At 30.3% G+C, this 25,384-nt stretch carries 23 protein-coding genes; 11 read left to right on the top strand and 12 right to left on the bottom strand.

Annotated elements, in window-relative coordinates; genetic code table 11:
- The first annotated feature begins 9 nt into the window (after positions 1–9).
- The 6 genes from KV700_RS01630 to KV700_RS01605 all read left to right on the top strand — a co-directional run bounded on the left by KV700_RS01630 (position 10) and on the right by KV700_RS01605 (position 5,693).
- Entirely contained in the window at positions 10–678 is a 669-nt protein-coding gene (locus KV700_RS01630; RefSeq protein WP_218598846.1) for a hypothetical protein, read from the top strand.
- A gap of 46 nt (positions 679–724) precedes the next feature.
- Positions 725–1,381: a DsbA family protein gene (locus tag KV700_RS01625; protein WP_218598844.1), complete on the top strand. Its 657-nt coding sequence runs from the start codon at positions 725–727 to the stop codon at positions 1,379–1,381.
- A gap of 32 nt (positions 1,382–1,413) precedes the next feature.
- A complete protein-coding gene (locus KV700_RS01620; protein ID WP_218598841.1) occupies positions 1,414–2,079 on the top strand; it encodes a peroxiredoxin-like family protein in 666 nt (221 codons plus the stop codon).
- A gap of 6 nt (positions 2,080–2,085) precedes the next feature.
- Positions 2,086–2,919 (top strand): DUF6503 family protein, encoded by an 834-nt coding sequence (locus KV700_RS01615; RefSeq protein ID WP_166384706.1) that lies wholly within the window; start codon positions 2,086–2,088, stop codon positions 2,917–2,919.
- Positions 2,920–3,143: 224 nt separating this feature from the next.
- Positions 3,144–3,983, top strand: a complete 840-nt coding sequence (locus KV700_RS01610) for a helix-turn-helix domain-containing protein (RefSeq protein ID WP_166384704.1) — start codon at positions 3,144–3,146, stop codon at positions 3,981–3,983.
- 207 nt (positions 3,984–4,190) lie between these two features.
- Positions 4,191–5,693, top strand: a complete 1,503-nt coding sequence (locus KV700_RS01605) for an aldehyde dehydrogenase family protein (RefSeq protein ID WP_166384702.1) — start codon at positions 4,191–4,193, stop codon at positions 5,691–5,693.
- Between the two features lie 147 nt (positions 5,694–5,840).
- On the opposite strand, the gene KV700_RS01600 is transcribed toward KV700_RS01605, so the two are convergent.
- The gene (locus KV700_RS01600) at positions 5,841–6,287 is read right to left on the bottom strand and encodes a peptidylprolyl isomerase (RefSeq protein ID WP_218598839.1); all 447 of its coding nucleotides are present in this window, start codon (positions 6,285–6,287) and stop codon (positions 5,841–5,843) included.
- Between the two features lie 695 nt (positions 6,288–6,982).
- Here KV700_RS01600 and KV700_RS01595 point away from each other — a divergent pair.
- From KV700_RS01595 to KV700_RS01575, 5 genes are all read left to right on the top strand, one after another.
- Positions 6,983–7,966 carry an aldo/keto reductase gene (locus KV700_RS01595; protein ID WP_166384698.1) on the top strand — a complete coding sequence of 328 codons (984 nt, stop codon included), beginning with the start codon at positions 6,983–6,985 and terminating at the stop codon, positions 7,964–7,966.
- 108 nt (positions 7,967–8,074) lie between these two features.
- The gene (locus KV700_RS01590; protein ID WP_218598837.1) at positions 8,075–8,419 is read left to right on the top strand and encodes a DUF3024 domain-containing protein; all 345 of its coding nucleotides are present in this window, start codon (positions 8,075–8,077) and stop codon (positions 8,417–8,419) included.
- Positions 8,412–8,828 (top strand): UPF0158 family protein, encoded by a 417-nt coding sequence (locus tag KV700_RS01585; RefSeq protein ID WP_166384694.1) that lies wholly within the window; start codon positions 8,412–8,414, stop codon positions 8,826–8,828. Before KV700_RS01590 ends, KV700_RS01585 begins: the two co-directional genes overlap by 8 nt.
- 268 nt (positions 8,829–9,096) lie before the next feature.
- Complete coding sequence (locus KV700_RS01580; protein WP_218598835.1) at positions 9,097–10,299, top strand: exonuclease SbcCD subunit D C-terminal domain-containing protein; 1,203 nt, start codon at positions 9,097–9,099, stop codon at positions 10,297–10,299.
- 12 nt (positions 10,300–10,311) lie between these two features.
- Positions 10,312–13,965, top strand: coding sequence for an AAA family ATPase (locus KV700_RS01575; protein ID WP_218598833.1), 3,654 nt, complete (start codon positions 10,312–10,314; stop codon positions 13,963–13,965).
- A 138-nt stretch (positions 13,966–14,103) separates the two neighbouring features.
- Here KV700_RS01575 and KV700_RS01570 read toward each other — a convergent pair whose 3' ends face one another.
- The 11 genes from KV700_RS01570 to KV700_RS01520 all read right to left on the bottom strand — a co-directional run bounded on the left by KV700_RS01570 (position 14,104) and on the right by KV700_RS01520 (position 25,230).
- Entirely contained in the window at positions 14,104–14,919 is an 816-nt protein-coding gene (locus tag KV700_RS01570; protein WP_218598832.1) for an SHOCT domain-containing protein, read from the bottom strand.
- 421 nt (positions 14,920–15,340) lie between these two features.
- Complete coding sequence (locus KV700_RS01565; RefSeq protein ID WP_166384686.1) at positions 15,341–15,718, bottom strand: hypothetical protein; 378 nt, start codon at positions 15,716–15,718, stop codon at positions 15,341–15,343.
- A 121-nt stretch (positions 15,719–15,839) separates the two neighbouring features.
- Entirely contained in the window at positions 15,840–16,616 is a 777-nt protein-coding gene (locus tag KV700_RS01560) for a zinc-dependent peptidase (protein ID WP_218598831.1), read from the bottom strand.
- Positions 16,617–16,801: 185 nt separating this feature from the next.
- Entirely contained in the window at positions 16,802–18,574 is a 1,773-nt protein-coding gene (gene typA / locus KV700_RS01555) for a translational GTPase TypA (RefSeq protein ID WP_166384682.1), read from the bottom strand.
- Between the two features lie 121 nt (positions 18,575–18,695).
- Positions 18,696–19,748, bottom strand: coding sequence for a molybdopterin-synthase adenylyltransferase MoeB (gene moeB, locus KV700_RS01550; protein WP_218599798.1), 1,053 nt, complete (start codon positions 19,746–19,748; stop codon positions 18,696–18,698).
- 82 nt (positions 19,749–19,830) lie between these two features.
- The gene (gene thiH, locus KV700_RS01545) at positions 19,831–20,943 is read right to left on the bottom strand and encodes a 2-iminoacetate synthase ThiH (RefSeq protein WP_218598829.1); all 1,113 of its coding nucleotides are present in this window, start codon (positions 20,941–20,943) and stop codon (positions 19,831–19,833) included.
- 104 nt (positions 20,944–21,047) lie between these two features.
- Positions 21,048–21,650 (bottom strand): sugar-binding protein, encoded by a 603-nt coding sequence (locus KV700_RS01540; protein WP_218598827.1) that lies wholly within the window; start codon positions 21,648–21,650, stop codon positions 21,048–21,050.
- 50 nt (positions 21,651–21,700) lie between these two features.
- Complete coding sequence (locus tag KV700_RS01535) at positions 21,701–22,471, bottom strand: thiazole synthase (RefSeq protein WP_218598826.1); 771 nt, start codon at positions 22,469–22,471, stop codon at positions 21,701–21,703.
- Positions 22,472–22,577: 106 nt separating this feature from the next.
- On the bottom strand, positions 22,578–23,183 hold the full coding sequence (thiE, locus tag KV700_RS01530) for a thiamine phosphate synthase (protein ID WP_218598825.1): 606 nt from the start codon (positions 23,181–23,183) through the stop codon (positions 22,578–22,580).
- Entirely contained in the window at positions 23,180–23,944 is a 765-nt protein-coding gene (locus KV700_RS01525; protein ID WP_218598823.1) for a hydroxymethylpyrimidine/phosphomethylpyrimidine kinase, read from the bottom strand. The genes thiE and KV700_RS01525 overlap by 4 nt, the downstream gene beginning before the upstream one ends.
- A gap of 683 nt (positions 23,945–24,627) precedes the next feature.
- The gene (locus KV700_RS01520) at positions 24,628–25,230 is read right to left on the bottom strand and encodes a thiamine phosphate synthase (protein WP_218598821.1); all 603 of its coding nucleotides are present in this window, start codon (positions 25,228–25,230) and stop codon (positions 24,628–24,630) included.
- Between the last annotated feature and the right edge of the window lie 154 nt (positions 25,231–25,384).

Here is a 25,384-nt window from a genome sequence, read left to right as displayed (position 1 = left end):
TAAGGTAACATGGAAATTAAGGAAGTCAACATAAAAGAAATAGCAGAACATTGCGTAGAAAATGTATTTAGAACAAATACTGATGCGCCTGGTTTTGTGTACCTTGACTTTGGTAAAAATAGAACCTCATTGCAACTTAGAGCTATTATGGTTTCTTTAAAAAAAGAATTATCTGCATTTACAACAAGGCGATTCAATAAAAAATTAAGCTATCATTGGTTGGTTCGTTTTGACCAACAAGTTAGTACTCCATTTCATTTAGATAATGCAGAAGATCAATCTTTTTTAATGCTAGGTTACCAACCAAGTGAAGTAGAAAGTGAATTATATATTGCAGATTATTTTAAATATGCGAGTGATAAAAAAGAGGATTCAGAAACGTATCTTAAAAACTTTATTCCTGTTTTTAAAGGGGATGAAGCAATACTGAAACCGTATATTACCAAGCTAGCATCATTTAACAAACATACATATAAGATTGTTTTAATTAATAATAGCAATCCAAAACAAAGTAGAGAAACCTTAGGTGTATTTCATAAAGCAAAAATAGAGAATCCCGATTTAAATAAAAGTAGAATAGTAAATTCAATGATTTTTAATATGTTAACAATAGATAAAACTATTGAAGACGAAAAAAAAGAAAATGCTTTTTTAAGTACTGATAGTATAAGTAAATAATAATTACTTAAATATTGATTTTAAATGAGTCTAAAATAAACATAAAATGAAAGAAAAATTAAAAATAGATATCGTATCAGATGTTGTGTGTCCTTGGTGTACTATTGGATATAAACGTTTAGAAAAAGCAATTGTAGAACTTGGTCTTACAGAACAAGTAGACATAGAATGGCAACCATTTGAGTTGAACCCTAATATGCCTGTTGAAGGTCAAAATTTAGATGAACATATTACAGAAAAATATGGATCTACCCCAGAACAACAAAAAGATTCTAAATTAATGATGTCTGAAGCTGGGGAAGAGCTTGATTTTACTTTCGATTATTTTGATGAAATGCGCATGGTAAACACTTTTGATGCGCATGTTTTATTAGAGTATGCTAAAGATTTTGGAAAACAAACAGAATTAAAAATGTGTTTAACAACTGCCTTTTTTAGTGAACGTAAAGATGTTTCTAAAAGAGATATTTTAAAACAAGCCTTATTAGCTGTTGGTTTAAATGCAGATGAAGGAATTGCAAAGCTAGATAATGAAAATGCTAGAAAAGAAGTAAGAACCAAACAAGATTACTGGAAAAGCTTAGGTGTTAATTCTGTACCAACAATTGTCTTTAATAGAAAAAGTGCAGTAACTGGTGCACAACCGGTAGCTACTTTTAAACAAGTACTTACAGAATTAATGAAAGAACAGCAAACAGTTTAAATCTACTACTAATTAATTTAAAAATCACTCAAATGGAATCAACAAAAAATAAAGGCGAATTAGATGCATTGTTAGCTGTAAAACGTAAAGAGGGTGCTCTTAAATATGGTAAAGAAAAAAATCAACTGTATTCAGATGGTATTGATGCTGTAGCTACTTCTGGTATTTTAGAAAGTGCTTTAAACGTGGGTGATAAAGCCCCTAATTTTACACTAAAAAATGCGTTGAACCAAACGGTTAGTTTATATGATGATTTAAAAAACGGGCCTGTAGTTTTAACTTGGTACAGAGGTGGTTGGTGTCCTTATTGCAACATCACTTTACACTATTTACAAGAAAAATTACCAGAATTTAAAAAAGCAGGTGCAACACTTATGGCTTTAACACCTGAGCTGCCAGATAATTCTTTAAGTACTTCAGAAAAAAATAAACTAGGTTTTAACGTTTTAAGTGATATTGGCAATACCGTTGCAAAAAATTACGGAATTGTATTTCAATTAATAGAAAAAGTGGCAGTAGTTTATGAAAGTGGCTTTGGTTTAAGTAAAGTAAACGGAGATAATAGCAACGAGTTACCTTTAGCAGCTACCTACGTTATTGATACTAACGGAATTATTCAGTATGCTTTTTTAGATGCCGATTATAGAGAAAGAGCAGAACCATCTGCTATTTTAGATGCCCTAAACAAGTTAAAATAAAACCAAATGAATACAACCAAAATTATCTTAATCACTTTTAGTGTCTTCTTTTTTTCTTGTGGAAACAAAAAAACAAATTCAGCAGTAAAATCAGATACAAATACAGAGAAAGCAACTCCAATTACCTTTAAAAACAAAGGACACGAATTGGTGTACAATACCGTACAAAAAACGGGAAACTATCAAATGCTTGCTGCTAAAAAAGATGTGGTCTATACCTATTCTTACCAAACGCCAGATGGAAAAACAGATATTTCTACAGAGAAATATATTTTTGATGGAGAACTTTCTTATGGAGAATATGTAAAGCACGAAAGAACATTAACCGAGCTAAAAGGAAAAGTAGAACAAGGATATGATGGAAACGAATATTGGTTAAAAAATAATGGAGAAAACATAACAGATTCAGTAGCCTTAAAAAGAGTTGCTTTTAACAGACCTACCAATTTTTATTGGTTCTGTATGATTCAAAAATTATTAGACCCAAGTGTAGAATATCAATATGTAAAAGCGCAAACAATTGAAGGAACTGCTTATGATATTGTTAAAATAACTTTTGATGGTAGCAATAACAAACCAAAAGACATTTATCAACTATACATAAATAAAGAAACCCAAATGATAGATCAGTTTTTATTTACAGTAATGGATTTTGCAAAATCAGATCCTTTATTAATGAAGTTGAAATATGAAAAAATAGACGGTATCTTAATTCCAACACAACGTACATACAAAGCCTCTAATTGGGATGCAGAAGTTACAGATGCACCATGGGTTCATGTAAATTGGACCAATATTAAATTTAATAATGGCTTGCAAAAAGCGATGTTTAAAAAATAATTAGAAGCCCCATTCTAATAACATTATATCTATTTATTTAGCCCCTTCAGGTTTTTGAAACTTGAAGGGGTTTCTTTTGTAAAAAAACAGTCTTTGCTTAACAAAGATGACAACGAAGAAACTGATTTATAACAAATACCCAAGTAATTTGGATTAGTTTTATTACTTCTTTCAAGAATAAAATACTAATTTTACAATCTTTCACCCGCAAAAACAAAGACTGAATGGCAATTGAAAACATCCCAGAGATATACATAGATAACACTAAAGAGAGTTTAGATTTATTTGTGTACGATTTTAAAATGACCAGTGACGTTGTTAAAAGCAAGGTTAATTTAGGGATGAATATGTTTAGTTTTTTACAAGTTGGTAAAAAGCAAGTGCATTTTGCAGATACTGCTATTGCTGTAAATAAAGAACAGTCTTTATTATTAAAAAAAGGAAATTGGCTTTGGACAGAATTACTAGACACAGAAGCTATTTATTACTGCAAACTTTTCTTTTTTTCTGAAAAAAAACTCACTGATTTTTTAAGTAAATACACCAACAATGTAAAACCATATAAAGAAGAATCTGCTTATTTTGTGATAGAAAACGACGATTACATAGCTTCCTTTATCAGCTCTTTATCTTCTAAAACATTTGACAAAAACAGCTATAGCACTGCCCTACTCTCTCTAAAGTTTGATGAAATAATGCTGTATTTATTAGACAAATATGATACTAAATTCGAGTATTATTTACATTCTTTAATCTCTAAAGAAATATCTCCTTTTAAAAAGACCATAGAAAGTAATGTAGATTCTAATTTAAAAATAGAAGAAATTGCTTTTTTGTGTAACATGAGCTTATCAACTTTTAAACGTCATTTTACAGCTGCTTATAACGAACCTCCTGGAAAATGGTTTCAAGACAAACGACTTCAAAAAGCAAAAAAACTACTACAAAAAGGCACCTTAACACCATCTGATATTTACCTAGATATTGGCTATAACAACCTGTCTAACTTTAGTATAGCTTTTAAAAATAAGTTCGGAATAAGCCCAACGGATGTTTCAAACTAATTAAAACAAACACAAGTATCTGATTTTTAAAACATTAACTTCATATCAACTTTTTCACTTCACCCAAAACACAACATTGAACTTTTTTCATAAGCTATTGAACCAAATCAATAAATAAAACCTTTAGATACCAACATACATTTGCTACATACTTACAAACACCTGTTTTGTAAGAAATTATTAAACATAAATTTAAAACATATAATTATGGCAAATGTAACTAAGCCTGTATTTAAAGAAAAATACGGAAATTTTATTGGCGGTAAATTCGTTGACCCAATTAAAGGTCAATATTTCGAAAACAGATCTCCAGTAGACGGAAAAGTATTTACACAAGCAGCACGTTCTACAGAAGAAGATATTAATCTTGCTTTAGATGCAGCACACGAAGCTTTCCCTGCATGGAGTAACACGTCTGTAACAGAACGTAGTAATGCGTTATTAAAGATGGCTCAGGTTATGGAAGATAACTTAGAGTATTTAGCAACTTTAGAAACAATTGATAACGGGAAACCAATTCGTGAATCTCTTGCAGCAGATATTCCTTACTGTATAGATCATTTCCGTTATTTTGCAGGTGTTATTCGTGCTGATGAAGGAAGTATCTCTGAACACGATAAAGACACGGTAAGTATCGTTTTACACGAAGCTGTTGGTGTGGTTGGGGAAATTATCCCTTGGAACTTTCCAATGTTAATGTTAGCTTGGAAAATTGCGCCGGCTTTAGCGGCAGGTTGTACAGCAGTTGTTAAACCAGCAGAACAAACACCTACAAGTGTTATTATATTAATGGAACTTATTGGTGATATTTTACCTGCAGGTGTTTTAAACATTGTAACTGGTTTTGGTAATGAAGCAGGTGCAGCTTTAGCAACCTCTAAACGTATTGCAAAATTATCTTTTACAGGTTCTACAGCAACAGGACGTACAGTATTGCACAATGCAGCAGAAAACATTATTCCTGTAACGATGGAATTAGGTGGTAAATCTCCAAACATTTTCTTTCCATCTGTAGCAGCTCAAGACGATGAGTTCTTTAGCAAAGCTATAGAAGGTGCATTAATGTTTGCTTTAAACCAAGGTGAAATTTGTACATCTCCGTCTCGTATTTTAGTACACGAAGATATTGCAGATCGTTTTGTAGAAAAAATGCAAGAGCGTTTAAAACTAGTAAAACCAGGAAACCCATTAGATCCAGAAACCATGATTGGTTCTCAGGTATCTAAAGCACAATACGAAAAAATACTAAACTATATTAAAATTGGTATTGAAGAAGGTGCTGCTGTTTTAGCAGGTGGTGAAGCTGGTAATTATGATGGTGAATTAGCCGAAGGTTACTACGTACAACCAACTGTTTTAAAAGGTGATAACAAAATGAGAGTGTTCCAAGAAGAAATTTTTGGGCCTGTTGTAGCCTTAACAACTTTTAAAACAACAGAAGAAGCTATTGCTATTGCAAACGACACTCCTTACGGATTAGGTGCTGGTGTTTGGTCTAGAGACGCCCACGAATTATACCAAGTACCACGAGCTATACAAGCAGGTAGAGTTTGGGTAAACCAATACAACACCTACCCTGCACACGCTCCTTTTGGTGGTGTTAAAGAATCTGGTTTCGGACGTGAAAATCACAAAATGGCTTTAGATCACTACCGTGTTGTAAAAAACATGTTAATCTCTTATGACAAGAAACCAATGGGCTTCTTTTAAGTAAGAAACCACATTCACTTTTTTAATAAAACCTCAGATTCGTCTGGGGTTTTTTCATTTTTTATTTTAAAAGATTATTCTTTTATATACAAAAACAGCCTTTGTTAAATGAACAAAGGCTATTTTAAAATATTGAAAAAAATTACATTATTCTGTAACTTCAGTTTCTTTAATTCCTACTACTTCAAGGTCAAAAACAAGATCTCTACCTGCTAAAGGATGGTTACCATCTATAACAACACTTTCTTCTTTTACCTCTATAATCATTAAATTCATTTCTTGTCCTTCTGGAGACTTAGAAACCAATCCCATACCAACTTTTGGCTCCATATCTTGTGGAAGATTTGCTCTTTCAATTTCTTGAATTAATTGCTCATTTACTTCACCATAAGCTTCTTCTTTAGCAATAGAAATGGTTTTCTTTTCATTCAATTTCATGTCAATTAAACCTTGTTCAAAACCAGGAATTAATCTTCCTTGTCCTAAAACAAATTCTATAGGCTCTTTTCCTTCAGAGGTATCAAAAACTTGTCCGTCTGCTAATTTACCTGTATAATGTACTTTTACTGTATTATTCGCTTTTACTTGACTCATACTATAATTAATTTGAAAAAATAGGCGTTGCATAATTCTTACACAAAAACTATTTTAGTTTAAACTTACAAAAAAGTATCTGCCATAACCAAGCCAAAACTAAATAAAAAGAGTTGCTTTAGTAAAAAACACACGATTTAAAAAGAACAAATAATTCGCTATCACTATAATAGCAGGAGTTAAGAACGTTTTCTCTTTTTTACAAGACAAAATGAACACGTATTTTTAAAACAGCAACTTTGTCAGTATTTGTTCTAAATTATGTTTTTTTTCTGACAGGTTTGTTCTTTCTAGCCCTTTGACTTTTCTGTCAAGAAGATGAATTTTATAAAGAAACAGCGTTTCATTTTTATTTTTTTGTCAATTTCTCCTAAAGTCGGATGAAAAGTCGGAGTGTTTTTTAAATCTTACACAGCACTTTATGCACTGCTTGTCATTTCTACTAGAAGAAAAAATCTCATAAGAATAAGTCTTTTATGTTTTCTCTCTTATAAGATTTCTCCTAAAGTCGGATAAAAAATTGGAGTGTTTTTTTAGGTTGATAAGTAACTAATTACTGTTCATAAATTATACTTCTAAATCTCATTAAATTTGTATTTTTATCTAAAAAAACACGCTCTTATTTTTACTTAGAAAATTTTAAACTAAAAGAAGTAATTGAGTATATATTTATAAAATAGTAAAGAAAATATAAAATGAAAAATAGAACATTAGGAAATAACGGTTTTGAGGTTAGTGAAGTTGGTTTAGGTTGTTGGCAAATTGGAGCTAATTGGGGCAATGAAATCGATAAGAATAACGCTTTTAAAATACTTAATGAAGCTGTTGATAATGGTGTTACATTTTTTGATACGGCAGATGTTTATGGAGATGGAAGAAGTGAAAAGTTAATAGGAGAGTTTTTAAAAAACTCTAAAGCTAATATTAAAGTTGCTACAAAATTTGGACGAGCAGCTAATGTATTCCCTAATAATTATAGCGAACAAGCATTAAGAGACAGTGTAGAAGCCTCTTTAAAACGCTTAAATGTAGACGCTATTGATTTATTACAATTACACTGTATACCAACTGTTGAACTAAAAAAAGGAGAAATTTTTGATTGGTTAAGATCCTTAAAAAAAGAAGGAAAAATAGTTCATTTTGGAGCGAGTGTAGAAAGTGTAGAGGAAGGTTTAATATGTCTCGAACAAGATAAACTACAATCACTACAAGTAATTTATAATATATTTAGACAAAAATTAACTCATAATTTATTACCACAAGCCAAGAAAAAAGGGGTAGGAATTATTGTTCGTTTACCACTAGCAAGCGGCTTACTTACTGGTAAATTTACACAAGAAACCAAGTTTTTAGAAAACGATCATAGAAATTTTAATAGAAACGGAGATGCATTTAATGTGGGGGAAACTTTTGCAGGACTTCCATTTGATGTTGGTGTTAAATTAACTGATGAATTAAAAGCATTTTGTCCAGAAAACATGACTATAGGAGAAATGGCGCTTCGCTGGATTTTAAATCATGAAGAAATATCAACCATAATCCCTGGAGCAAGCTCACCTAAACATATTTCTAAAAATACTAAAGCAAGTGATTCAACACCACTTCCAACAGAATTAATGAACAAATTAGAGGAATTTTACACAAAAAATATTCACCAACATGTTCGTGGAGTATATTAACGAATACAAACCAGCCATAAATAATATATAGTAAAGAGAATTTATATTAGAAAAAAAATCTAGTATTAATATTATCTTGAAAAATAATTTGGAGAAAAACATTACTAAATGCAAACAAAAATTATAGACATTAATGAAGCTACTATAAAAAAATATGTAGCTTCATTACGTCCGGAAGATTTAGAAATTAGAAACCAAATAGATATTGGTTATCTTTATAAAGCAAATGTTGTCTGCTTATTTGAAATAAGACCAGATTGGCAAAATCCAAATCAAATGCAAAAAATAGAATTTGCTAGAATTAGGTTTTATAAGACTAAAAAAATATGGAAACTATATTGGATGCGAGCAAGCGGAAAATGGGAACTTTATGAACCTTTTTCTGAATCTACACATTTAGGTAAAATTATAGAAATTATAAAAGAAGATAAACACGGTTGCTTTTATGGATAATAAAAAACAACAAATAATTAAAGAAATTGCACAAGAAATAGATTGTGGCAGTGATTGCTATTATAATTTGAAAACAAATGAAATTATAGCAATTCCAGATTCTTCACAAGTATTTGATGAAGATGAATTTAAAGAGGCTTTTAGCGAATCTCTAGAAAAGGTACGTGTGCAAAAAACAGACTTCATAAAAATTAAACCCTTAGAAAGTTTCGAATCCTTTAAAATAATGGAAAGCTTTGTAGCAGCGTTAACCGACCTAAATTTTAAAGAGGAATTGCAAACTGTTTTACAGAGAGGAAAACCGTTTCAGAATTTTAAACATCAAATAGACCATTCTATTTTTAGGCAAGATTGGTTTGATTTTAAACAGCAAGAACTAGAGAAAATAGTAGCTAAAAGGTTATATTAAAGAATCTATAGATATAACTTCTGTATGATTAAATTTATAATCTATAAAAAATTTCAAAAAAATATAATAATAAATTACTCACCTCCTATTTTCTAAATTCATATTTAGAAAAATCACAAAAAGGTCTTTTTGATTGCTCCTTATATAACTCAAAAAAGTTAATTTAGCTTTTAAATGAATCTTTTATTACACAAACCTTTATTTTCGATTTTAAAACCGATTTAATTCTACTTTTTCAAGATTCACCCGTTAAAAATTTGAAAAGAAAATGAAAATACTGCACACTGCCGATTGGCATTTAGGACATAGATTACACGAACAATCTCAACTAGAAGAACAATCTTTATTTTTAAGCTGGATTGAAACCTACATTATTGACCAAAAGATTGATATCCTTTTAATTTCTGGTGATATTTTTGACACCGGTTCTCCGTCTAATCAAAGTTTAGAAATGTATTACAGTTTTTTAGTAAAACTAAACGGAACCACTTGTAAATCTATTATTATAACTGGCGGAAATCATGATTCTCCTGGAACTTTAAATGCGCCAAAACATATTTTAGATGCTTTGTCTATAAAAGTAGTTGGTAAAGCAACCGAAAATATAGAAGATGAGGTTTTTGAAATTGAAATAAACAATGAGAAAGTAATTATTGCGGCCGTTCCTTATTTGCGAGATGGAGATATTAGACGTGCGGTTGCAGGTGAAACTTTTGATGAATTAACAGATAAATACAAAACGGCATTAATTAACCATTATGCAACTGCCGCAGACCAATGTAAGCTTATAAACACAGGCAATGTACCTGTTATTGCTATGGGGCATTTATTTGCAACTGGAGGAACTATTTCTGATAGTGAGCAAAATATCTATGTGGGAACTTTAGGACATATTGGCGCCGAAGATTTCCCTACCTATTTCGATTATGTGGCATTAGGACATCTGCACAGAGTTCAAATTATTGGAGGAAATGACAAAATTCGTTATTCTGGATCACCAAATATTTTAAGTTTTAGTGAAATTAATTACGATAAAAAAATAATTATTTTATCCGTAGAAAACAATAAAATTTGTGATATCAAAGATGAGGTAATTCCTAAATTTAGAACATTTTACAAGCTTACAGGAACATTGCAAGAATGTATGAATGCTTTTACTACAATTACTTCTAATACCTACAATTTAACGCCTTGGGTAGAAATTGAGCTAAAGGAAGATAACACTGTAAATACAGACGATTTAAAAAAGGAAGCAGAAAAATACCCTTTTGAAATCTTAAAAATTGGGTTAAAAAACCAGCGAAAAGTTAAAGGAATAGAAGAGTTATTAGAAAACACAAAATCAATCAAAGAATTATTGCCTACGGAGGTTTTTAAACTAAAGTGTAAAGAAATGGAATACGATTTAGAAAAAAGCCCCGAAGTTTGGGATGCTTTTAATGAAGTTTTACAATCCGTTAAAAACCAATAAGGCTGCTTTCCTATGAAAATTTTAAAGATAGAATTACAAAATATAAACTCCTTAAAATCGGATACTCCTATTGTTATCGATTTTGAAAATGAACAATTTAAAGATGTGGGTTTGTATGCAATTACAGGCTCTACAGGTGCTGGTAAAACAACTATTTTAGATGCTATAACTATTGCATTATATCATAATGTTCCTCGTTTTAGCGGCTCAAAGGGTACATTATTAGACGTAGTGAGCCATAGTGCACACGATGCTTTTAGTAGGGTTACCTTTGAAAACGACAATAACATTTACGAGGCATTTTGGGGAATTAGAATTGCTGATAAAAATGGAAAAGCATATAAAAACCCTAAAGAGGAAGTCAGTTTAAAAAACTTAACTACAGATGCCATTTTAGCAACTCAAAAGCGGAATTTAATTATCGAAATTGTTAATGTTACTCAATTAGACTATAATCAGTTTTTAAGGTCTGTAATGTTAGCACAAGGAGAATTTGCTTCGTTTTTAACAGCTAAAGGTCCAGAAAAAGGAAAGTTATTAGAACAAATTACTGGAGAACAGATTTATAAAAAAATCGGTCAAGGAATTTTAGATAGAAAATCTGAGGAGGAAAAAAAATTAAGAGAAATTGAGGCAAAAATTAATGCAGATGATGTTTTAACAGAAGATGCTAAAGCGAAATTAAAGCAACATGATAAAATTTTAGATACCGATATTCTTAAAACTGAAAAGGAAATAAAATCTACGCTAGTTATAACAGATTGGTATCTTCAGTATAAAGAATTAGTTGCAGCTTCTGAAGTATTAGATCAAAACACTAAAACTTTAGACACTTTTATAGAGAAACATAAACCAGAATTAGATTTATTAGCTTTAAACGAAAAAGCAGAACCGTTTAAAGAAATCATCCAGAATTTTAATAGAACCGAAAAAGAAATTAATGAAAAGGTAGAGCTATTAAAAAAGATTGAAAAGGAAATAATTACACTGAAACCTCAGATTGAAAATTTAGAAGCAATTACAAAAAAAGAAGCTCTTGAAGTAGAAGCTTCTGAGAAAGAGTTTTCTTCTTGGTTGCCAAAATTCGATGCTGTTACAACTTTAGATGGAGAGATAAAAAGTGAAGTTGCAACTCAACAGAAATCAAACGAACAGTTAGCACAATTAAAGCAACAGATGGATGCTTTAAAAGTAGATCAGCAAAAACTGACGAAAGAGTTAAACTCTATACAAACAACTATAAAAGTTGATGAATCTTTTGTTGCTGAAAATAAATTTTTAAAAGAAGTTGATTTAGAAATCTCAGACTGGACAACTGGTTTAACAACCTTAAAAGGACATAAAGAAATACTAAACGCAAGTATTTTGTCTGTAATTGAAAAGAATAAAGCAATTGCTAAAACTACAGAAAGTTTAAAAATAAATAATGAACTGCTCTTAAAAAAAATTACTGATGTTACCAAAATAGATCAAGAAATAACCACTATAAGTACTGCAATAGATAAAAATAATTTATCTGATTTATTAGCAAAAAAAGACAAATTTCTTGTTTCTGAATCTAATTGGAAACAGTTTAAAACACTTGCAGAACAACATAAAAAGGCTAAAGAAACCAAAACTACTTTAGTAGAAAACAATAAATCTTACACCTTAGATTTAGAAGGAATTAATAAACAAATAACAAGCTTAAAAAAGGATATTGAAATTCAAGAAAAAGCGGTTATAGATGCTTCCAAAATTTTAGATTTAGAAAGAAGTGTTGCTAAATATGAAACTGATCGTCAATATTTAATTGCTGGAGAGCCTTGTGGATTATGTGGTTCTAAAGAGCATCCGTTTACGGAACATATAACGGAAATTAATATCTCTAAATCTGAATTAGAACTTAACAATAGAAAAGATAAACTACAACTACTCAACAACTCTAAAGCTACTTTAGATAAAAATGAAGTCCAATTAAACACAAGTATTGATAGTTTAACAAAGCAAATTAACACACTTACCTCTGAGTTAAATGCTATTGAAACAAATGCAAAACAATTAAATATTTCTTGTGAATTAAGCAATAGTACTAAAATTGATATCGAGTTAAATTTACTTATAACACAAATAAAAGACTTAAATAAAAATTTAGCCATAGCACAACAATTACAAGTTGATAAAAATAAATTATCAAAAAATATTGAAGGCGAGAAACAAGAGCTTCAATCACTAAAAACAACAATTGCAACGCTTCAGGAAAAAAATAAAAATGCAAAAGTTGATATTGAACAGAGTCAAAAAACGATAGATAATGTATCTGAAATTTGTAAAAGTTTAGAAACAGATTTAAAAACTAAACTTTCTAAGTATAAATATGAGCTGCCACTACCAGAAAATACAAACGCATTTATAAATGAGATTGAAGCCATAATTACTCAGTATTATAAAAAACAAAAGAATTTAGATGCTTTAAGAGCAGAAACAAAAGTAATTGACACAAGGTTAGAAAATCATAAAAAACAATTAGAAACCTATTCTAAGACAGAAACTGAAACTCTAAAAATCATTAGTGATTCAAACCTAAAATATGCGCAATTAAAAACTCAACGAACTGCTATTTTACCTATTGATATTACCATAGAAAGCAAAAGAAATAGTTTACAAGAGTTAAAAAACAAAACAGTTGAAAAAACAAAGTTGAGCAACATTAGTTTGCAAAAATTACTAGACTCTAAAAATAGATTAGATACTTTAAAAGTTGATAATATTGCCAATCAAAAAGAGCTAAAAAACAAATTAGATACATTTAAAACTTCACTTAATTTACAATTAGTTGGTAGTGGTTTTACATCAAAAGAAACTGTTGAAAGTGCTTTATTAGCTACAGAAGACAAGTTGAAATTTACAACGAATAAAGAACGAATTAAAGAAAATCAGCTTAAGATAAAAACACTAAAAGAAGCAAATTTTAAAGCAAAAGAAGCTTTACATAAAACTAAGAATTTTGAAACTTCTGAAGTAGAAAGCAAACTTACTTTAGAAAATTTAAAATCAAAAAAAGATGGTTTTATTACTGAAAGAGGCAAAATATCTGAAGCTCTTAGAAAAGATAAAGAAATTAGAGATCGAAATAAAGAAGTCTATAAAAAGATTGATGCACAGGCAGATATTTGTAAAGTTTGGAAAGAGCTCTTTAAAATTATTGGAAATTCTAAAGATGCTTTTAACGTGTATGTACAACGATTAACGTTAAAACATTTGTTAGATCTTGCTAATGTGCATTTGTATCAATTAAATAAGCGGTATTCTTTAAAAATGGAAGAATCATACAAGCCAAAAGAAGAGCTTAATTTTAATTTGATAGACCATTATCAAACAGATCAAGCAAGATTGGTCGATACTTCTAGTGGAGGTGAAAAATTTATCATTAGTTTGGCATTGGCCCTAGGATTGTCTGATTTAGCCAGTAAAAATGTAAAAATAGATTCTCTTTTTATTGATGAAGGTTTTGGTACTTTAGATAGTAATACCTTAGAAACCGTAATTTCTACCTTAGAAACCTTACAATCTCAGGGTAAAATGATCGGAATTATATCTCACGTAGAAAACTTAAAAGAGCGCATACCTACTCAAATTCAGATTACAAAGAAAAGTAATGGTGTTAGTGCTGTTAAAATCATATAGAAAACACAAAGATTCCTCGCCGTAAACTCGCTCGGAATGACAGTAAAAAAAATAAATTACCTACAAAAAAAGCTCAAGTTTAACACTTGAGCTTTTAATTTATAAGATGGAATCGTTTTAATAAAAACGAAGTAAACGTTACAATCTGCTTAATAAATCTATTTTTTTATTTTCAAATTCTTCAACAGAAAGAATCCCTTTGTCTTTTAAGCCTGCTAATTTTTCAATTTTACCAAAAATATCTTCTTCAAAAGCACTATTGTTATTATTGTTGAAGTTATTATTATTAACTGGCTGCACTGGAGCTTCCATAATAGGTGCTACTGAAGTTTCTACAACATTATTTTGTAGGTCATTATTATGAAAAACTTCTGGTTGTTGTTGCTTATTTTCACCAGAAATAATAGGTAAAGAATTTAAATTTACATTACCATATTGGCTGGTAAAAGAAACCGAATAATTACCACCTTGTTGTTGCCCTACTCCACCAATATTATGATCTAACGTATCAAAAATGGTGACTTTTCCATTTTGCTGAATTGCCAAACGATGTATGTTATTAAAAATAGCATAGCTAGTATCATTTTGACTTCCAGTAGAATTTGGAAAACCTAAATCTCCCCACCAGTTTCCAGAAAAACCTCCTTGTGAATTCGCCGTTTTCGGTAAAGGCTTGTATTGTATTGCTCCTTGGTGAATTAAATTAGATAAATCTACACAAAGTCCGTCTACCAAATATTTAAGGTTATTGTTAAACATATCCCCAACCATGGTCATACCACCTTGCATCCACTGGCCACCACCACCTAATTCGGCAATATTAAACTGCGCCATAGAACCATTACTCCCCATAAGACAATACGTTAAATCTGTAACAGCATTTGTACTTACTCCGTATTTGTTTGCTACGTTTGTCATGTTCTGAAAACTAGCATCTGTAAATATTGCATTCATAATTCTATGTGGTATAATTCTTAGTTCAGTTACACGTTTCTATGTAACAATTTTAATACAAAGGTAGACTATAGTACTATCAATAAGGTTTTTTTAACTTTAAGTTTTAATACTATTAACATGGTAATAAATACTTTAACTCAACATTTTAATATTGCTTTAATAATAAAAAAGTGTAGATAAAAATAACAAATGAAGACTTTTATCCTAATTTATTGGTAAAATGATACATAAAGTAAAATCTAAAAGTGATAGATTTTTTATTGAAGCAAAAAACAATATATAAAATTTTATCTTTTATTATTAAACCTCAAACTTTTGGATACATTTTCTACTTTTAATCGGTAAAACTTATTTTTTTAAAACTATTCTATTTCTAAATTTAAGACTAGATATATTCAGTTTTAAAAATTTCTATAAATTAAGATTGCATTGGAATTTCTGGAAGTTTATTTTTAAAACTTGGAGCATTGTCTCTGTAAGAAACCAATTTCTTTTTAGAAACCATTACAATTAAATCTTCGCTTAATGTAAATAAAGTAGCGGCTCTAAAAGTTTCCATAAGTAGTTTTTCTACTTCAGTCATTACACCTTCTAAAGAAAATTGTAGAAACTCATTTTCTTCTGCATGACGGTATTTTAATTCAAAAACATCTTCACCATCAACCTTAAATAAACGCACATATACATTTAACAACCCTTCACTTTTACGCATCGGTTTGCTTAATGTTAGTTTTACAAACTCATCATTGGTTAGGCTACGTTGTAATGTTTCAAATAAAACTTTAAATTCACTCATGCTGCAAAAATATAAATAACAAATTGTTAAACCCTTTTTTAATCCATTTTATTTGAGGGATTCTTCTCTTAGTTTTTAAGGCGATAAAGAACAATGTAAAAACAGTTGCTAGATACTTTCTTTACTTAATAAAACAAGCTTCTAGCATTTTATACAATTCAGGATGTTTTCTTTGAAACAGTTTTGGTCTTTCAAAGAAATACTCTCCGGCAACCGCTAGAAATTCAATTTCAGAGGTTCCACCATAACTTCTAATATCTGAGTGATCATTATTAATAGCCTCCATTTCTTTATGCACTAATTGTAAATAAGGAATAATATATTGCTTGTCTAATAAGACAGCAGGAATACCATCTATAACGCCGTCTGCTTTATCTAAAAGATGAATAAACTCGTGAATTGCAGTATTCCCTTTATCGGTTTTGTTGCTAAAACCAAGATGTAATGCTTTTCTAGATAATATCATCTGATTTTCAAACCTTCCTGTGCCAACCAAACCCCCAATAGTTCTTCCTTCTATTTGAGAATCAAATTGCAAATCATCATCAAAATAATCTGGATAAATTAATACGGTAGATAAGTTGGTGTACTTCCAATTTGAAAATCTAAAAACCGGAATTACAGCACTCGCAGCAATCAATAAAGTATCTAACTCTTCTAAATTAAAATGAACTGCTTCAATATTTGTTTCATTTAAAAAAGCAACCATTTTATAGCGAAACAATTGCTGCTCATCAACATTTAACTTTTTATAAAAAAGAACATTGTCTATTAATAGTGGATGCCAATGTTCTGGAACGACAACTTTGTCTAATGATTTTATGGTTGTTTTTTTCTTAGTCTTTAAACTAACGTATAAAACAAAAAGAAGTATTGCGATAGCAATTATATATAACATTGTATTATTTTAAAGATAGGCAAACTACAAAAAATTAAAAGACTTAGAAATCATTTTAGAACTACTTTCTTTAACTAATTTTATTTATAAAACTAAAGTCCATAAAAAAAGCTCAAGTTTAAAACTTGAGCTTTTTAATTTTATATAGATTTCTGCCTAAACAGAAATGAAAATAATTTTTAATATTATCCTTTAAAAACAATTTTACGCATACGTAAGCTTTCTGGAGTTACTTCTAAGTACTCATCTGCTTTAATGTATTCCATGTTTTCCTCTAAAGAAAAATCTACTTTAGGTGCAATTTTCATAGCTTCATCTGTACCAGATTTACGCATGTTTGTTAATTGCTTTCCTTTAATTAAGTTAACAGCCATTTCATCAGACTTACTGTTCTCTCCAATTACTTGACCAACATAAATTTCTTGGTTTACATCGATAAAGAAAACTCCTCTATCTTGTAAACGGTTTAATGCATATGCAGTTGCTTTACCAGCAGCAGAAGAAACAATTGCTCCTTTTACTTCTTCAGTAAAGTCTCCTTTATAAGGACCATATTCACTAAATCTGTGGTTAATAATTGCTGTACCACCAGTTGCAGTTAAAATTTTGTTTCTCAAACCAATTAATCCTCTAGAAGGAATAGAAAATTCTAAGTGTTGTAAATCTCCTTTTGGTTCCATAATTAACATATCTCCTTTTCTAAGAGATACTAAGTTAATTGCTTTAGAAGCCATTTCTTCTGGTACATCAATAGACAATGTTTCCATTGGCTCATGTTTCTTACCATCAATCATTTTAATAATTACTTGTGGTCTTCCCACTTGTAATTCATATCCTTCTCTACGCATTGTTTCAATTAAAACAGATAAGTGTAAAACTCCACGTCCAAAAACGTTAAATTTATCTTCACTATCAGTAGTTTCAACTTTTAATGCTAAGTTTTTTTCTAATTCTTTAAACAGACGATCTCTAATGTGACGAGATGTTACAAATTTACCTTCTTTACCAAAGAAAGGAGAGTTGTTAATTGTAAACAACATACTCATTGTAGGTTGGTCAATTTCTGTTCTTGGTAATGCTTCTGGCTCTTCTAAATCTGCAATTGTATCACCAATTTCAAATCCGTCAATACCAGTAATTGCACAGATATCTCCACAAGGTACTTTTTCTACTTGAACTTTACCCATTCCTTCGAATACGTGTAATTCTTTAATTTTTACTTTTTTAGTAGTACCATCAGCTTTACATAAACTGTATTCTTTACCTACTTCTAAGTCTCCTCTAAAAACACGTCCAATAGCAATTCTTCCTGTAAATTTAGAAAAATCTAAAGAAGTAATTTGCATTTGTGGCGTACCTTCGTTATATTTAGTTGCTGGTATAGATTCTAAAACAGCATCTAATAAAGGAACGATATCAGTAGTTTGGTTTTGCCAATCTGTAGACATCCAGTTGTTCTTTGCAGAACCATAAATTGTAGTAAAGTCTAATTGCTCTTCTGTAGCTTCTAAAGCAAACATTAAATCAAAAACTTTTTCATGAACGATGTCAGGAGTACAGTTTTCTTTATCAACTTTATTTACAACAACAATAGGAGTTAATCCTAATGCTAAGGCTTTTCCTAATACAAAACGAGTTTGTGGCATAGGACCTTCAAATGCATCAACTAATAATAAAACACCATCAGCCATTTTTAATACACGCTCTACTTCTCCACCAAAATCGGCGTGACCAGGAGTATCAATTACGTTAATTTTTGTGTCTTTATATTGAACAGATACGTTTTTAGAAAGAATCGTAATTCCTCTTTCACGCTCTAAATCGTTATTATCTAACAATAAATCTGTACGTTCTTTACGATCGTCTAAGATTTTAGCTTGATCTATAATTTTATCTACTAACGTTGTCTTTCCGTGATCGACATGGGCTATAATAGCAATATTTCTAATTGGCTGCATTAATATGTTCTTAAATTTCGTGCAAAAGTAGTGATTTTTGATTAAAGAATCTATTCATTCTAAAAAAGTTTAACTATCTAAACCTTAATTTTATATAAAAATGTACTTTTTATGTTATAAATTAAAAACAACCACCTTTTAAATTTAAAACTCTAGATTTAAAATTGTTGCTTAACAATGTAATAATTGCTGTACTACTTCGCATACCAGACTTACAATAAACAACCAAATCTTTATTTTGATTCACCTCATCAATACGTTCTAATAATTCGCCCAAAGGGATGTGTTGTCCACCAATATGGTACGCTTCTCTTTCATTATTTTGACGAACATCTAATAAATTATATTTTTCTTTATTTTTATTAAGTTCTTCTAAAGTAATTTCTTCTTTGGATATAATACCGCAGAAAAAATCATAATCGGTTTCTAAAACAGTAATTTCTAAAGTAGTGTCTTTTTCATATGTTAAGACTATTTGATTCATTTGTAAAGAATCATACATCAATAATTTATTGGCAAGCACCACTCCTATTCCACAAATAATTTTGATCGTCTCATTGGCTTGTAAACTTCCTATAATTCCGGGTAGCACACCTAAAACACCAATTTCTGAACAATTTGGAGATTCATCTGGTTTTGGTGGCGTTGGATACAAACATCTATACGTACCGCTTCCTAGATAATTAAAAACACTAACCTGACCTTCGAATTTAAATATAGATCCATAAACTAAAGGTTTCTTTGTAATTACAGCCGCATCATTTACTAAATAACGAGTAGAAAAATTATCGCTTCCATCTACAATAATATCATAATTATTGAATAATAAAAGGGCATTTTCTTGGGTTAATTTTTCATTATAAACATCAAAATTCACAAACGGATTCAATCTTGACAATCGTTTTGCTGCAATTTTAGATTTAGACAGACCAATATCATCTATCGTATATAAAATCTGACGTTGTAAATTACTTTGATCTACCACATCGTCATCAATAATACCAATCGTTCCAACTCCTGCTGCTGTTAAATACTGTAAAACAGGGCAACCTAATCCGCCAGCTCCAATAACCAAAACTTTGGCCTTTTTAAGTTTCAACTGACCTTCTTCTCCTATTTTATCTAGAATTAAATGACGATTGTATTGTTTTTTTTCTTCTGATGTTAGCATGATAAAACTAAGTTAAAACGTGAACTTCATAATTTGAAACCCGTAATTATTAAATGATAATTGATCACAGATAATTGATAATTGATTAATTAAAATGTTCCCAATCTTTCCAAACCACTTCTAAATCTTGATTTTTTAGCATTTGTACCACCTCAGCAGTACTTCTTTCATCAGAGATTTCAAATTGTTCTAAAGATTGTGGCTCTACGGTATAACCTCCAGGATTTGTCTTCGATTCGGCACTAATAGACGTAATTCCTAAATTGACAATGTGATTTCTAAAAACTTCACTTTCTCTGGTAGACATTGATAATTCTATATCTTCATCAAACAAACGAAACGCACATATAAGCTGTACTAAATCCGAATCTGTCATCTCTACTTTTGGCTCTAAACCACCAGAATGCGGACGCAATCTTGGAAAAGAAATCGAGTATTTTGTTTTCCAATACGTTTTCTGTAAATATTTTAAATGTAAAGCGGTAAAAAAACTATCGGCACGCCAATCTTCTAAGCCGAATAAAGCCCCCAAACCAATTTTATGAACTCCTGCTTTCCCTAATCGGTCTGGTGTATCTAATCGATAATCGAAATTAGATTTTTTTCCCTTCGGATGATGTTTTTTATACTCATCTCTATGATATGTTTCTTGATACACTAAAACTGCATACAAGCCATTTTCTACCAATAATTCATATTCATCTTGGTCTAAAGGCTGTACTTCTATAGTAATATTAGAAAACTGAGAACGGATTAATTGAATCGCGTTCCTTATATATTCTACTCCAACCGTTTTATTTGCTTCTCCGGTTACCAACAAAATATGATCGTAGCCTTTCTCTTTTAAAAAAGCGACTTCCTTTAAAATTTCTGCATCTGTTAGCGTCCGTCTCGGAATTTTATTCGTCATACTAAAACCACAATACGTACAAATATTCTGACATTCGTTACTCAAATACATTGGCACATACATTTGCATGGTATTTCCGAAACGTTTTTTGGTCAATAATTGACTCTTATACGCCATTTCTTCTAAAAACGGTTTTGCAGAAGGAGAAATTAAGGCTTTAAAATCTTCTAAATCTAGCTTATCTTTTGCCAACGCTTGTTGTACCTCAACAGTTGTTTTGTCGAAAATACTTTTTAGGCTAAAATCCCAATTATAGGTATTAAATATATTTATAAACGTGTTATCCATTTTACCTTTGTAATTTATACAATTAATGATTCTATAAGTTTTAAAACTATTTTACTCTTATTTAGTAAAAATAATTTACTGAATTTAAAATACTACTTCTTGTATTATTCTAGTTTTAAGACTCCAAAAGATTCTGCTACATGAAAATCTGGTTTTTCTGTTTTTGGATCCACCCAACTTATCCACTTAATTGTAGCTATGTCATTTACTAACTCAACACAGTGCCCTCTATAAAGACCAATTTCTAATTGATTCTCTTTAAGTATTTCCTTTTCCTTCAAAAAAGACAAACTTAACTTACCTTCTAATATATAACGATCTTCTTTTATTACAGTTTTAATACATAATGATGTTGGCCACATCCATTTACGATTAAACTTGCGGTATGTATTTGCTTCATAATCTAAAACTCGTCCATTCGGATCCATTTCTAAACAATAATAAGGTGTCATTTCTTTATTTTTTCTAAAAAAAATTTCTACCCTTTCAGATTTTGTTACCTCTAACTTGTTATCAGTTGCTACAAACACTTTAGGCTTGGGCCCAAATGCTTCAAATCTAAAATTTATATATGCATCATCATAAAAAGCACTAAATAATGTTTTAGGTGAAGTTTCTTTTTCCCAAGGGTAAAAAAAATCATCTAATACAGTTAAATCATCTCTGCTTTCTCCTTCTTTTAATTTATAAATTACAAATTGTTTCATTCTTTTTAATTTTATAACAAAAAAAATAATTTAAAATAATGACTCATACTTTAACTTAAAAAACTCGTTAACGGACTACTTGCTATGGCCATTTCGCTTCTCGGAGCTAACTTTGCTTCATAAGCCATTCTACCAGCTTCCACAGCCATTTTAAATGCTTTTGCCATAACAACAGGGTTTTGAGAAACTGCAATCGCTGTATTTACCAAAACAGCATCTGCGCCTAATTCCATCGCATACGCTGCGTGAGACGGTGCGCCAATACCTGCATCTACAATTACTGGTACGTTAGATTGCTCTATAATAATTTCTAAAAAATCGACCGTTTTTAAACCTTTGTTACTTCCAATTGGCGCACCTAAAGGCATTACACATTGCACCCCAACATCTTCTAAACGCTTACATAAAACAGGATCTGCATGAATATATGGCATTACCACAAAACCTAATTTCACCAATTCTTCTGCTGCTTTTAAGGTTTCTATAGGATCTGGTAATAAATATCTTGGATCTGGATGAATCTCTAATTTCACCCAATTGGTTTCTAAAGCTTCTCTAGATAATTCGGCTGCAAAAACAGCTTCTTTAGCAGTTCTAACTCCAGAAGTATTTGGCAACAAATTAATACGATTATGATTCAAATGAGATAAAATATCATCCTCTTCATTTGCAACATCTACCCTTTTTAAAGCAACGGTAATCAACTCACTTTCGGAAGCCAATAATGCTTCTTTCATTAACTGAGATGAACTAAACTTCCCTGTTCCCGTAAATAAGCGGGAAGTAAATTCTTTGTCTGCTATTTTTAATTTTTGACTCATTTTATATTTTTTTTTGATTTGATATCACGTCGAGCAAAGTTTAAACTTAGTTCATTTTATAAAATTCCTAACCTATAAACCCTACTCTAGTTGATATCTCTCTTTCTCAATTTAATATTTCTTGAAATTCAGCAATACTGCTAACTTCTTTTGTTATTTCGCTAGAAATTGCAATTCCATAAATTCCTGTATTTATTATTGCAGGAACATCTTTTAAAGTGATTCCGCCTATTGCAATAATTGGAGTTTCAGTTTGTAATTCTTCGAGTATTTTTTTGTAACCTAGAACACCCAAAACCGGACTTAAATTCTGTTTTGTTTTGGTAAATTGATAAGGGCCTAAACCAATATAATTTACTTTTTTATCTAATAAACTGGAACAATCTTCAGTAGTGTTTGCAGTCCCTCCAATTATAAAAGACGCCCCTAAATAGGCACGAACTACTAACGGACATTCATCACTTTTACCTAAATGCACTCCGTCTGCTTTTACTTCTTTTGCAATTTTGTAATGATCGTTTATAATTAATTTTACTTTAAAACTATTTGTTATTTCTCTTGCTTTTTTAGCCGTTTCTAGAATTGTTTCAGCATCACAATTTTTTAATCGCAACTGCACCCAATCTGCTCCAGCAACACACACTTTTTGTATGTTTTCTAAATGAACTTCAGGCGTTTCACCTTGTGATATATATTGTAATTTACTAATCATTCGTTTTGATAATTATGTGTTCCTAATAAAGATTCGTTAGAACTTAAAAACTGTTCCGTGTAGAATTTTGTATTTCTACAAGCATCTTCCAAAGGAATCTCTTTTAATAAATTTGCTGCTAAAGCGGATGATAAAACACAACCACTTCCATGTTTTTCAAAAATCGGTTTCGTAGTTATTGGCGGAATATTCAGTTTTACTATTTTACTGTAATACACTTCGTCCCAACCTTTTTTATCTGTTCTATGTCCACCTTTTAGGTAGATATTTGTTCTTTCGGCGATAAATTCTATGGTTTGTTCTATGCTTTTATCAGGAAACAACGCTTTTATCTCATCATAATTTGGTGTTATAAAACTGCAATTTTGTAATACTTTTTCAAAGGTTTCTAAATCTTTTAGGGTATGAAATGTAAAACCTGTGCTTGCTTTTAAAATAGGATCTAAGACAATTTTAATCTTCGGATTTAATTTTTTTAAAGTCAGAATTACTTCTAACAGCGTTTTCCAAGATTGAATAATTCCAATTTTTACAACAGGAATAGAAAAGCGTTTAAAAAGATGTTGTACCTGACTTAATATTACTTTTTTCTTGATCCAAATACAATCTGTAAATTCAATATCATTCTGAACCGTAACTGCTGTACAAACCGATAATCCATATAGATTATGCGCTTCAAATGTTTTAATATCCGAGGTAATTCCTGCGCCACTTGATGGGTCTAAACCTGCAATGGTTAATATGTAGTTTTTTTGACTCAATTTTTTATTTCTTTCTTTTAGTTTCTTTCTTCTTTTTGAAAACAGATTTGTGTTTTGCAAACGTGTTCTCGATACATTTTTATTTCGTTACCACTTCATAAAAACACTCGAACTGACAGGAGTTCTCATTTTTGTGGTTAATTAATATGCGTAAAAAAATTATTCCTTCTAAATGTATTCTCGATACATTTTTATTCCCTTATCACTTCATTAAAACACTCGAACTGACAGGTGTTCTCTTTATTGTGTTTAAAATATGAGTTAAATAATCTCCTCTTTTATACCTTTAATTATGGCGTTCCCTTATAGGTCAGGCTTTCGCTACTCGCTTTTTTGTGAAAGAAAAATTCACAAAAAGAGCTCAGACAAACCGCTCAATCCTTAACGCAAAACAACTTAATACCTTAAAACATGTTCTCGATACATTTTTATTCCGTTACCACTTTATAAAAACACTCGAACTGACAGGAGTTCTCATTTTTGTGGTTAATTAATATGCGTAACAGACTTATTTGTTCTCAATAAATTTTAATCATAAAACAAAGATTCTACTTATTTCAACTGTCATTGCGAGGACGAAGGACGTGGCAATCTATACTTAATGCACTTTCCTAATTCTTCCATCTAAATGACTTTTAATTTAGATAGTTCTCGACTGCGCTCGAACTGACAAGCAAAAGACATTAATTTATAAAACATACTTGATAAGCATGTTTAATACTTTTAAAACTCTCAACCGGTTTTTCAGCATTCCAAATGCCGCCTAAAACTCCAATTCCTTTAAAACCTAATTGCAACGTTTCTTGGATGGTTTCTGCATTGATTCCGCCCATACCAACAACTTTTTTATTAATATGGTTTACATCAAAACCTCTGCCTTCATATCCTTCTTTAGAAATGGAAGAAAAAACAGGACTTAATAAATGGTAATCGAATTCGAAATAACAATCTTTTAAAACTTTTGGTTCATGAAAAGAAGAGCTAATTGTTTTACCATACATGTTTAAGTTTTTAAAATATTCACTCGGATTATCGATACAATCTATTCTTTTTTGTTCTTGAAAATGAATTCCTTTTAAGTTGAACTCGTTAATCAATTCATGATGATAATGCACTACAATTCTGTTGTGAAATTCGGTATCTATCTGATTCAAATATGCAACGTGTTCTTCGTAATTTTTAGCTGGTTTTCTAAAATGATAATACATTAAACCTTCTTCAAATAATTGGTTTAGTATTTCAATTTCGTTTGGAATATCTTTTTCTGGTGCAATAAGAATTATCATAGTGGTTTTAGTTTTTGATATTAAAAGATAAGATTACTTCGTTGTACCTCCTTGTAATGACGATAACTTTCACCTTCTTGTAATTACGGTTGCTAGGTTTTGAGTTAGGGATTGCAGTGGCATCCTTTTGCTTTTTTGCAAAAGATATAACGGA

This window comes from Polaribacter sp. NJDZ03 (assembly GCF_019263805.1).
Taxonomy (GTDB): Bacteria; Bacteroidota; Bacteroidia; order Flavobacteriales; family Flavobacteriaceae; genus Polaribacter.
Note: the sequence above shows the minus strand (reverse complement) of the source record. Positions and strands in the feature narration are given on the sequence as shown.

What these genes read in the sequence shown, in the direction of transcription:
- KV700_RS01630 (WP_218598846.1), top strand. Translation starts at nt 10, where the DNA reads ATGGAAATTAAGGAAGTCAACATAAAAGAAATAGCAGAACATTGCGTA.
- KV700_RS01625 (WP_218598844.1), top strand. Translation starts at nt 725, where the DNA reads ATGAAAGAAAAATTAAAAATAGATATCGTATCAGATGTTGTGTGTCCT.
- KV700_RS01620 (WP_218598841.1), top strand. Translation starts at nt 1,414, where the DNA reads ATGGAATCAACAAAAAATAAAGGCGAATTAGATGCATTGTTAGCTGTA.
- KV700_RS01615 (WP_166384706.1), top strand. Translation starts at nt 2,086, where the DNA reads ATGAATACAACCAAAATTATCTTAATCACTTTTAGTGTCTTCTTTTTT.
- KV700_RS01610 (WP_166384704.1), top strand. Translation starts at nt 3,144, where the DNA reads ATGGCAATTGAAAACATCCCAGAGATATACATAGATAACACTAAAGAG.
- KV700_RS01605 (WP_166384702.1), top strand. Translation starts at nt 4,191, where the DNA reads ATGGCAAATGTAACTAAGCCTGTATTTAAAGAAAAATACGGAAATTTT.
- KV700_RS01600 (WP_218598839.1), bottom strand. Translation starts at nt 6,287, where the DNA reads ATGAGTCAAGTAAAAGCGAATAATACAGTAAAAGTACATTATACAGGT.
- KV700_RS01595 (WP_166384698.1), top strand. Translation starts at nt 6,983, where the DNA reads ATGAAAAATAGAACATTAGGAAATAACGGTTTTGAGGTTAGTGAAGTT.
- KV700_RS01590 (WP_218598837.1), top strand. Translation starts at nt 8,075, where the DNA reads ATGCAAACAAAAATTATAGACATTAATGAAGCTACTATAAAAAAATAT.
- KV700_RS01585 (WP_166384694.1), top strand. Translation starts at nt 8,412, where the DNA reads ATGGATAATAAAAAACAACAAATAATTAAAGAAATTGCACAAGAAATA.
- KV700_RS01580 (WP_218598835.1), top strand. Translation starts at nt 9,097, where the DNA reads ATGAAAATACTGCACACTGCCGATTGGCATTTAGGACATAGATTACAC.
- KV700_RS01575 (WP_218598833.1), top strand. Translation starts at nt 10,312, where the DNA reads ATGAAAATTTTAAAGATAGAATTACAAAATATAAACTCCTTAAAATCG.
- KV700_RS01570 (WP_218598832.1), bottom strand. Translation starts at nt 14,919, where the DNA reads ATGAATGCAATATTTACAGATGCTAGTTTTCAGAACATGACAAACGTA.
- KV700_RS01565 (WP_166384686.1), bottom strand. Translation starts at nt 15,718, where the DNA reads ATGAGTGAATTTAAAGTTTTATTTGAAACATTACAACGTAGCCTAACC.
- KV700_RS01560 (WP_218598831.1), bottom strand. Translation starts at nt 16,616, where the DNA reads ATGTTATATATAATTGCTATCGCAATACTTCTTTTTGTTTTATACGTT.
- typA (WP_166384682.1), bottom strand. Translation starts at nt 18,574, where the DNA reads ATGCAGCCAATTAGAAATATTGCTATTATAGCCCATGTCGATCACGGA.
- thiH (WP_218598829.1), bottom strand. Translation starts at nt 20,943, where the DNA reads ATGGATAACACGTTTATAAATATATTTAATACCTATAATTGGGATTTT.
- KV700_RS01540 (WP_218598827.1), bottom strand. Translation starts at nt 21,650, where the DNA reads ATGAAACAATTTGTAATTTATAAATTAAAAGAAGGAGAAAGCAGAGAT.
- KV700_RS01535 (WP_218598826.1), bottom strand. Translation starts at nt 22,471, where the DNA reads ATGAGTCAAAAATTAAAAATAGCAGACAAAGAATTTACTTCCCGCTTA.
- thiE (WP_218598825.1), bottom strand. Translation starts at nt 23,183, where the DNA reads ATGATTAGTAAATTACAATATATATCACAAGGTGAAACGCCTGAAGTT.
- KV700_RS01520 (WP_218598821.1), bottom strand. Translation starts at nt 25,230, where the DNA reads ATGATAATTCTTATTGCACCAGAAAAAGATATTCCAAACGAAATTGAA.